General features: G+C 63.0%; 9 protein-coding genes. 3 read left to right on the plus strand and 6 right to left on the minus strand.

The window, feature by feature from the left end; all coding sequences use genetic code 11:
- Nucleotides 1–97: 97 nt before the first annotated feature.
- Nucleotides 98–1,126: a tRNA (adenosine(37)-N6)-threonylcarbamoyltransferase complex transferase subunit TsaD gene (gene tsaD / locus GNZ12_RS00550; RefSeq protein WP_172308532.1), complete on the plus strand. Its 1,029-nt coding sequence runs from the start codon at nt 98–100 to the stop codon at nt 1,124–1,126.
- A 72-nt stretch (nt 1,127–1,198) separates the two neighbouring features.
- Here tsaD and folE2 read toward each other — a convergent pair whose 3' ends face one another.
- The 4 genes from folE2 to GNZ12_RS00570 all read right to left on the minus strand — a co-directional run bounded on the left by folE2 (nt 1,199) and on the right by GNZ12_RS00570 (nt 5,491).
- A complete protein-coding gene (folE2, locus tag GNZ12_RS00555; protein WP_172308525.1) occupies nt 1,199–2,005 on the minus strand; it encodes a GTP cyclohydrolase FolE2 in 807 nt (268 codons plus the stop codon).
- 307 nt (nt 2,006–2,312) lie between these two features.
- Nucleotides 2,313–4,220 (minus strand): 1-deoxy-D-xylulose-5-phosphate synthase, encoded by a 1,908-nt coding sequence (gene dxs, locus GNZ12_RS00560; RefSeq protein ID WP_172308526.1) that lies wholly within the window; start codon nt 4,218–4,220, stop codon nt 2,313–2,315.
- 84 nt (nt 4,221–4,304) lie between these two features.
- Nucleotides 4,305–5,186 (minus strand): polyprenyl synthetase family protein, encoded by an 882-nt coding sequence (locus tag GNZ12_RS00565; RefSeq protein ID WP_172308527.1) that lies wholly within the window; start codon nt 5,184–5,186, stop codon nt 4,305–4,307.
- The gene (locus GNZ12_RS00570) at nt 5,183–5,491 is read right to left on the minus strand and encodes an exodeoxyribonuclease VII small subunit (protein WP_054034828.1); all 309 of its coding nucleotides are present in this window, start codon (nt 5,489–5,491) and stop codon (nt 5,183–5,185) included. Before GNZ12_RS00570 ends, GNZ12_RS00565 begins: the two co-directional genes overlap by 4 nt.
- Nucleotides 5,492–5,777: 286 nt before the next feature.
- Between GNZ12_RS00570 and GNZ12_RS00575 the strand changes: the two genes are divergently transcribed.
- Together GNZ12_RS00575 and GNZ12_RS00580 are read left to right on the plus strand one after the other, a co-directional pair.
- Complete coding sequence (locus GNZ12_RS00575; protein WP_172308528.1) at nt 5,778–6,884, plus strand: aromatic ring-hydroxylating oxygenase subunit alpha; 1,107 nt, start codon at nt 5,778–5,780, stop codon at nt 6,882–6,884.
- A 210-nt stretch (nt 6,885–7,094) separates the two neighbouring features.
- The gene (locus GNZ12_RS00580; protein WP_172308529.1) at nt 7,095–7,964 is read left to right on the plus strand and encodes a sulfurtransferase; all 870 of its coding nucleotides are present in this window, start codon (nt 7,095–7,097) and stop codon (nt 7,962–7,964) included.
- Between the two features lie 21 nt (nt 7,965–7,985).
- Here the strand turns inward: GNZ12_RS00580 and GNZ12_RS00585 are convergent, their stop codons facing one another.
- Nucleotides 7,986–8,858: a dienelactone hydrolase family protein gene (locus GNZ12_RS00585; protein ID WP_172308530.1), complete on the minus strand. Its 873-nt coding sequence runs from the start codon at nt 8,856–8,858 to the stop codon at nt 7,986–7,988.
- A gap of 90 nt (nt 8,859–8,948) precedes the next feature.
- Nucleotides 8,949–9,522 (minus strand): NAD(P)/FAD-dependent oxidoreductase (locus tag GNZ12_RS00590; RefSeq protein WP_172308531.1); only part of this gene is annotated, 574 nt, incomplete at its 5' end.

Genomic DNA, 9,522 nt, shown 5'->3' on the forward strand with positions numbered 1-9,522 from the left:
TGCGGCCCCCTGCCCGCGCTGCTATACTTTCAGGCTTGCCTTTTCACTTTTTGGTGCAGGAGTGGCTTCACTCGCGCGCCCGCTCAAAGCCCCCATCATGCTCGTTCTCGGCATCGAAAGCTCCTGCGACGAAACCGGTCTCGCGCTCTACGACACAGAGCGCGGTCTGCTCGCGCACGCGCTGCATTCGCAAATTGCGATGCACCGGGAGTATGGCGGCGTGGTGCCGGAGTTGGCGTCGCGCGACCATATCCGGCGCGCGCTGCCGCTGCTCGAAGAGGTGATGGAGCGTGCCGGCGCGGTGCGCAGCGACATCGACGCGATCGCCTATACGCAGGGCCCTGGGCTCGCGGGCGCGCTGCTGGTCGGCGCAAGCGTTGCGAATTCGCTAGCCATGGCGTGGGACAAGCCGACCATTGGCATCCACCATCTCGAAGGGCATTTGCTGTCGCCACTGCTGGTGGATGAGCCGCCGCCGTTTCCGTTCGTCGCGTTGCTGGTGTCAGGCGGCCATACGCAGTTGATGCGCGTGACGGACGTGGGTATCTACGAGACGCTCGGCGAAACGCTGGACGACGCCGCCGGCGAAGCCTTCGACAAAACCGCCAAGCTGCTGGGTCTCGGTTATCCGGGCGGCCCGGAAGTGTCGCGGATGGCCGAATTCGGCACACCGGGTGCAGTGGTCCTGCCGCGCCCGATGCTGCATTCTGGCGACCTCGATTTCAGCTTCAGCGGCCTGAAGACCGCTGTGCTCACGCATGCCAAGAAGCTCGGCGGCGCAAATATCTGCGAGCAGGCGAAGGCCGATCTGGCGCGCGGTTTCGTCGATGCTGCCGTGGACGTGCTGGCGGCGAAATCGCTGGCCGCGCTCAAACGGACCAAGCTCAATCGGCTGGTGGTAGCAGGCGGCGTCGGCGCGAACCGGCAACTGCGCGAGGCGCTTTCCGCCGCGGCGAAGAAACGCAATTTCTTCGTCCACTACCCGGACCTGTCGCTGTGTACGGACAACGGCGCAATGATCGCGTTGGCCGGTGCATTGCGATTGCAACGCTGGCCCGATCAATCGGCCAAAGACTACGCGTTCACCGTGAAGCCGCGTTGGGATCTGACTTCACTCGCACGTTGAACCTCCTGATGTGAGGGTGTAAAAAAGCCGCTCAAAGAGCGGCTTTTTTATTCAAGCAACGGAACGCACGAATCAGGCCGCCCGCTTATCCCGTTCGATCACCGCATACGCGCTGTGATTGTGAATCGATTCGAAGTTCTCAGCTTCGAGCACATACGCAACGATGCGCTCGTCCGCGTTCAGACGTTGCGCGACATCGCGCACCAGGTCTTCGACAAACTTCGGATTTTCGTAGGCACGTTCAGTGACGAACTTCTCGTCCGGACGCTTCAGCAAGCCCCACAGTTCGCACGAGGCCTCTTCTTCAGCAATACGAACCAGCTCTTCCACCGCCACATCGCCCGCCAGCTCTGCGTTGATCGTGACGTGCGAGCGCTGGTTGTGCGCGCCGTACTGCGAAATTTTCTTCGAGCACGGGCACAGGCTCGTGACCGGCACCAATACCTTCAGGAACAGACGCGTCGCGCCGTTGCGAGTCTCGCCCGTCAACGTCACTTCATAGTCGAGCAGACTTTGCACGCCCGACACCGGCGCGGTCTTATTCACGAAGTACGGGAACGACACTTCGATGCGACCGGCCTCGGCCTCGAGCTTTTCGAGCATCGCGGCGAGCATGCGGCGGAACGTGGCCGCCTCGAGCGGCGCCTTGTTCTCTTCAAGCAGCGCGACGAAGCGCGACATGTGCGTGCCCTTCTGGTCGGCTGGCAGATGCACGTCGAGATTCCACGTGCCCACAGAAGGCTGCACTTCGCCGCCTTGCGTGCGCACCGTCATCGGATGGCGCAATGCCTTGACGCCGACGCGTTGAATCGGAATCTGACGTGTATCAAGCGTGCTCTGCACGTCGGGCATCACAAAGGCGGGGTTCATCTGGTTCATATTCTTGTCCTTTCAAGAAAACGCCGGGCCGCCCCAAGTTTTCCGCTCCGCAGGAAGTCTCCCGCCCCGAAGGAAGTCCCCTTGAGGGTGCCCCTTCAGGGGCTGTCGCGAACCGACAGGTTTGGGCGTTCTCGGCAGCCGTGCGGACCAAGTCGCGCAATGGCAAACGCCGGCCCTTGCCGGCGTTGGATGATGGACCCGAAGGTCCATCGATTCAATTTGGAGATTGCTATGGCCGCCATAGCCGCGGCGTAGCGCACGGCCACGCAGCTGAACGACCAGCCAATCGACGCAGTTAGCGACGCAACTAAGCGACGCGCTTCACCGAGGATTGACCTGCGACTGCGCCGCTGGAAAGAAAGCGTTCGCGAATCGACTTGGCGATGCCCGCTGCGTCCAGACCGCACGCGGCGAGCAGCTTGGCCGGATCCCCATGATCGATGAAGCGATCCGGGAGGCCCAATTGTAGTACGGGTCGCATAACCCCACTCTCAAGCAGGGCTTCGACGCACGCCGAGCCCGCGCCGCCCATCACGCAGCCTTCTTCGACCGTGACGATGGCGTCGTGCGTTTCGGCCAACTGGCGGACCAGTTCGGCGTCCAGCGGCTTCACGAAGCGCAGGTTCGCCACCGTGGCGTCCAGTTGCTCAGCGGCCGCCAGCGACGGCGCAACCATCGTGCCGAATGCCAGAATCGCAATCCGCTTGCCGGCCGGTTGCGACGTTTCGCGACGGATCTCGCCCTTGCCGAGCGGCAGCGCCACCATCTGCTTGACGGTGGCGACGCCCGTGCCGGCACCGCGCGGATAACGCACCGCCGACGGGTTCGGCTGCTGCAACGCCGTGTACAGCATCTGACGGCATTCGTTTTCGTCCGATGCAGCCATCACGGTCATGTTCGGGATGCAGCGCAGGAACGCCAGATCGTAAGCGCCCGCGTGCGTCGCGCCGTCCGCGCCGACCAGACCCGCACGGTCGATGGCGAACACCACCGGCAGATTTTGCAGCGCGACGTCGTGAATCAATTGGTCGTAAGCACGTTGCAGGAAGGTCGAGTAGATCGCGACCACCGGCTTCATGCCGTCCGCAGCCAGACCGCCCGCGAACGTCACCGCGTGCTGCTCGGCGATGCCGACGTCGAAGTAACGGTCCGGGAAGCGCTTCTCGAACTCGACCATGCCCGAGCCTTCACGCATGGCCGGCGTGATACCGACGACGCGCGCGTCCAGCTCGGCCGCGTCGCACAGCCATTCGCCGAACACTTGCGTGTAGGTCTTCTTCGACGGCGTAGTGGCAGGCTTGATGCCTTCAGCCGGATTGAACTTGCCTGGGCCGTGATACAGCACCGGATCGGCTTCGGCCAGCTTGTAACCCTGCCCCTTCTTCGTGACGACGTGCAGGAATTGCGGACCGCGCAGCTCCTTGATGTTCTGCAGCGTCGGGATCAATGAATCGAGGTCGTGACCGTCGATCGGGCCGATGTAGTTAAAACCGAACTCTTCGAACAACGTGGCCGGCACGATCATGCCCTTCGCGTGCTCTTCGAGCTTGCGCGCCAGATCGAGCATAGGCGGCGCAACGCGCAGCACACGTTCGACGCCCGCACGCGCGGCAGCGTAGAAACGGCCCGACATGAGGCGCGCCAGATGGCGATTCAGCGCGCCGACCGGCGGCGAAATCGACATGTCGTTGTCGTTGAGGATGACCAGCAGCGGCACGTCGTCTTCGACGCCGGCGTTGTTCATCGCTTCGAAGGCCATGCCGGCCGTCATCGCGCCGTCGCCGATCACGGCGATGCCCATGCGGTTCTCGCCCTGCAGCTTGCTGGCAACGGCCATGCCGAGCGCGGCCGAGATCGACGTACTGGAGTGCGCGGTGCCGAAAGTGTCGTATTCCGACTCGTCGCGTTTCGGGAAGCCCGAGATACCGCCGAGCTGCCGCAGCGTGTGCATCTGGTCGCGGCGGCCCGTCAGGATCTTGTGCGGATAGGTTTGATGGCCGACGTCCCAGACGATCCGGTCACGTGGCGTGTCGAACACATAGTGCAGAGCAATGGTCAACTCGACCGTGCCGAGGTTGGACGAAAGATGGCCGCCCGTCTGCGATACGCTGTCGAGCACAAAAGCACGCAACTCGTCTGCTAGCGGTTGCAATTGGCGGCGATCGAGGCGGCGCAAGGCTGCCGGGTCGTCGATGGTTTTCAGCAAGTCGTACATCGTCGTTCCATTGTAGGAAAACTTACGCGCCCGCACTTCATACACGCACCCGTAGCAAAGGTGCGCGGCGGCGGGCTTTCGCGTTCAGCTAACCCGGTTCACCACCAGGTCGGCCAATTCGGCAAGACGCTGCGCGCGCGCGCCAAACGGCGCAATCGCAGCGTGAGCGTCGCTGCGCAGTTGCGCTGCAAGTGCACGTGACGCCTCGAGCCCAATAATCGACACGTAGGTCGGCTTGCCGTCCTTCGCGTCTTTACCTGCCGTCTTGCCAAGCGTCGCGGAATCGGTCGTGACGTCGAGAATATCGTCGACGACCTGAAACGCGAGACCGACAGCGGCCGAATACGCGTCGAGCGAGCGCATCGCGTCCGCATCCGGCGTTTCGCCGGCCAGCGCGCCCATGCGCACTGCCGCACGCAGCAGGGCGCCGGTCTTCATCCGGTGCATGGTTTCCAGTTGCGCGCGCGTCAGCGTATGGCCGACGCTCGCCAGATCGATCGCCTGACCGCCGCACATCCCGATCGAGCCGCTTGCCAACGCCAACTCGCGAACCAGCGAAGCCTGCTGAGCCGGGGCCAGAACATCGGACGTCAGCGCGACGAACGCCTGCGACTGCAGCGCGTCGCCGACCAGCAACGCCGTGGCCTCGTCATATTTGACGTGTACCGTGGGTTTGCCGCGACGCAGCGCGTCGTCGTCCATGCAGGGCATGTCGTCGTGCACGAGCGAGTACACGTGGATCATTTCCAGCGCCGCCGCTGCCGCATCCAGGCATTCGGCGCGCGCGCCGGTCAGCTCGCCGGCCGCGTGGCACAGCAGTGGGCGCACCCGCTTGCCGCCGCCCAGCACCGCATAGCGCATGGCCTCATGCAGTTTGGCCGGCTCGGTCGCTTCCGTGGGCAGGTAGTGTTCTAGTGCCGTTTCGACGCGCTCGAGCACCAAGCGTGTCCATTGTTCGAATGTCATAGATCGTCCCCGCTTTCAGTAGCGGCTGTGCCTGCGCTATTCATAGGCAGCGGCTTGAGCGTCTCGCCATCGAGCACGCGCACCTGCTGCTCGACCTTCTCGAGCTGCTGCTGGCAAAACGCTACGAGAGCCGCACCGCGCCGGTAGGCGGTGAGCGACTCCTCGAGGCTGAGATTGCCGCCTTCCATGCGCGCGACCAACCCTTCCAGCTCAGCCTGGGCGGCCTCGTAGTTCTCGGGCAACGGCGTGGTATCGACGCCTTCAGCAGGCGCGGCAGCAGTATCTTTCGACGCGGTCTTCGCCATGAATAGTCGCAAAATTAAAACAAGTCGGACATTCTACGGCAAAAGCGACATTTCCGATCCCATCGCCAGCCCGCGCCCCGCCTTTGCCCTCTGTGTCCGACCCTCAGTCTCGCAGAAAAAAAACGATTGGTCTGCGGCGTAAACCGTGAACTTACTTGACATTTTTGACCCAAATCAGGCACTTAAGCGCCCCAAGGTGGGGGAAACAGGTATAATCTCGGGCTCCCTAAATCGAATCTTCGATGGTTGGGTTGTTCACTGCTTTCACGTCTTCACGGGAGTGGGAATGTCCAATCTGAGCAATGCATTGCAGTTGCGGTCTGTCCACAGCCAGCTGCCAGTCACGGCTTACTTTGACGAAGCGCTTCTAACGCGCGAAATCGACACCCTTTTCAAGAAAGGTCCTCGTTACATCGGCCACGATCTCATGGTGCCCGAAGCGGGGAATTATTTTGCTTTGCCGAGCGAGAGCGAAGGGCGTGTGCTCGTCCGTAACCAGCAGTCGCAAGTCGAACTGCTGTCGAACGTGTGCCGCCACCGGCAAGCCATCATGCTCAACGGCCGCGGCCAGACGGAGAACATCGTCTGCCCCCTGCACCGCTGGACGTACGACCTGAACGGCCAGCTCCTCGGCGCACCTCATTTTGCGGATAACCCCTGCCTGAATCTCGGCGCCACGCCGCTACAGAACTGGCAAGGCCTGCTGTTCGAAGCGCAGGGGCGCGACGTCGCGCGCGATCTGGCGCGGCTTGGCACCAAGCAACACTTCGATTTTTCGGGCTTCATGTTCGATCACGTCGAAGTGCACGAGTGCAATTACAACTGGAAGACCTTTATCGAGGTCTATCTGGAGGACTACCACGTCGCGCCGTTCCATCCGGGCCTCGGCAGCTTCGTCAATTGTGACGATCTGACGTGGGAGTTCGGCGAGTGGTACAGCGTGCAGACGGTCGGCGTTCACAAGGATCTGGAGCAGCCGGGCAGCCCGACGTACCGTAAATGGCACGACGAAGTGCTGCGCTTCCGCGGCGGCAATCCGCCGGAGTTCGGCGCGATCTGGATGGTGTACTACCCGGGCATCATGATCGAGTGGTATCCGCACGTGCTGGTGGTGTCGTGGCTGATTCCGCGTGGTCCGCAGAAAACCACCAATGTGGTGGAGTTCTATTACCCTGAGGAAATCGCGCTGTTCGAACGCGAGTTCGTCGAAGCTGAGCGCGCCGCCTATATGGAAACGGCTCGCGAAGACGACGAGATCGCCGAACGCATGGACGGCGGCCGCCGCGCGCTGATGGAACGTGGCGAATCGCAGGTCGGCCCCTACCAGAGCCCGATGGAAGACGGCATGCAGCACTTCCACGAGTTCTTGCGGCGCGAACTCGGCAGGATCTGATCCGCGCACGGTCCGCGCGTGCTCCGCATGCATCGGCGTTTGAGCCGATCCTTGCGCGAACCGCATCAAAGCATGGAAAGACGGGCTTCGGCCCGTCTTTTTTTGTTTAGACTATCAGTATCGTTCGGCCATTCGCTAACGGCGCCAAGCTGCCGGGCAAGCGCCGCAATCGCCCGCTTTACAACCATCTTGCATGGGACCGGAGACGTCATGCCGCACACTCACTACACCACACTCATCTCCGCGACCAACCTCGCGGAACGGCTAGCCGCCGCGCCGGGCAGCGTGTTCGTCATTGATTGCCGTTTCGATCTGGCCGATACCGAGGCGGGCGAGAAGGCCTATCTGGACGGGCATTTGCCGGGCGCGCATTATCTGCACCTCGATCGCGATCTGTCGGGGCCGAAGACGGGCACCAATGGCCGCCATCCGCTGCCGGATCGCGCGCGGCTGGTGGAGACGCTGGAGTCCCGCGGGCTCAAGCAGGGTCAACAGGTGGTCGCTTATGACTCACAGGGTGGCATGTACGCCGCGCGTGCATGGTGGCTGCTGCGCTGGCTTGGCCATGACGCGGTTGCGTTGCTCGACGGTGGATTGCAAGCCTGGCAGGCCGCCAGCCACCCGCTGACGCAAGACGCGCCGGCGCAGAACACAGGCGACTTCAAAGCGGGCGCGCCGCTTTCTGTCACCGTCGATGCGCAGACCGTCGAGCGCAATCTCGGCACGAAAGAACGCGTCGTGGTCGATGGGCGCGCGAACGATCGCTATCGCGGCGAGAACGAAACGCTGGATCGCGTCGGCGGCCATATTCCTGGCGCGCTCAACCGGTTCTTCAAGGACAACCTCACCGCCGACGGCCGCTACAAACCGGCCCACACGCTGCGTGAGGAATTCCATGCATTGCTGGGCGACACGCCGCCGGAGCATGTCGTGCTGCAATGCGGCTCGGGTGTGACGGCGTGCGTGAACGTGCTCGCGATGGAAATCGCCGGCATGCATGGCGCGGCGCTATATGCGGGATCGTGGAGCGAATGGAGTTCTGATCCGAAGCGGCCGATTGCAACGGGTCCGAATCCTTAAGCGCCCATCAAGCGCGTGCCTTTATGCGACTCCATGCTGCTTGAACCACGCCAGCGTGCGTCGCCAGCCATCCTCCGCATCGGCCTTCTTGTAGCTCGGCCGGTAGTCCGCGAAAAACGCGTGGCCCGCGTCGTCATACACGACGAATTGCGAGCCGCGCCCCGCCTGCGGACCCTGTGCGATGGCCTGCTTCATCTGCTCGAGCGTGTCCTGCGGGATGCTTTTATCCTGGAGCCCGTATAGGCCCAACACCGGTGCATGCAGATCCGCCACCTGATCGAGCGGATTGGCTGGGGTTAGCGCGTTTTTGGCGCCCGTCACGCGGCCATACCAAGCCACGACCGCCTTCAACTTCGGATTGTGCTCGGCGTACAGCCACGCAATGCGCCCACCCCAGCAGAAGCCGTTCACGCCGAGCCGGTTCAGATCGCCGCCATGCTCGCCCGCCCACGCGACGGTTGCATCGAGATCGTCCATCGCCTGCGCGTCAGGTACCTTGCTGAGGATTTGCTCGTCAAGCTGCTGGATGGTCGGCAGCACCGAAGGATCGCCCTCCCGCTCGAACAGGTTCGGGGCGATCGCCAGATAGCCCAGCTTCGCAAAGCGCCGGCACACATCGGCAATATGATCATGCACACCGAACGCCTCATGGATCACGATGATCACCGGCAAGTGCGTCTTGCCTTTCGGCTGCGCTCGATACGCCGGCACCAGCGTGTCGCCTGAATGCACCGCTACCTCGCCAGCTTCGAGACCGTCGCTATCGGTATGGATGGTTTGCGCCGACACGGGCAGAACGGCTGCGGCGAAACCGGTGCCGAGCGCAGCCTTGATGAAGGTGCGCCGATTGAAAGGAACGTGGGGAACCAAGCTATCGATGTCAGGTTTCAGCATGCGGCGCTCCTCAGATGAAGGTTGGATGCAACAGAATACGCCTCGCACGCATCCTGTTGCACATGCAACCTTGTCGAGCGCGGTCAGCCGTCAGTGCAGCTTGACCCGCGGCAGCGTGGTGCGCCGCAACCAGTGCGCGAAGGTGTCCAGCACCATCCGCGCATAGCCGTGCAGCGCAGCGATATGCAGCCGGTACAGCGACATGTACATGAAGCGCGCGAACAGCCCTTCGATCAGCATATTGCCGCCGATCACCCCGCCCATCAGATTGCCGACCGCGCTGAAGTGCCCGAGCGACACCAGCGAGCCGAAGTCGCGATAGGTAAATTCGGGCAGCGGCTTGTTCTCGAGCCGGGCCGCCAGCGCCTTCATCAGGAAGCTTGCCTGCTGGTGAGCCGCTTGTGCACGCGGCGGCACGTTGCGCTCGTTGCCCGGCCATGGGCAAGCCGCGCAATCGCCGAGCGCGAAGATGTTGTCGTCGACTTCGGTTTGCAGCGTGCGGCGCACGATGAGTTGCCCCAGACGGTTGACCGGCAGGCCGTCGAGCTCACTCAGAATGGCGGGCGCCTTGGCACCCCCTGCCCCCACCCTGAAGTTGGCGCGCGCCGGTTTTACGCTTGCCGTGCCGGTGCAGCGCCGCGGCAACTCCGCCCCCCGCTCCCCC

The organism is Paraburkholderia solitsugae (genome assembly GCF_013177695.1).
GTDB classification, from domain to species: domain Bacteria; phylum Pseudomonadota; class Gammaproteobacteria; order Burkholderiales; family Burkholderiaceae; genus Paraburkholderia; species Paraburkholderia solitsugae.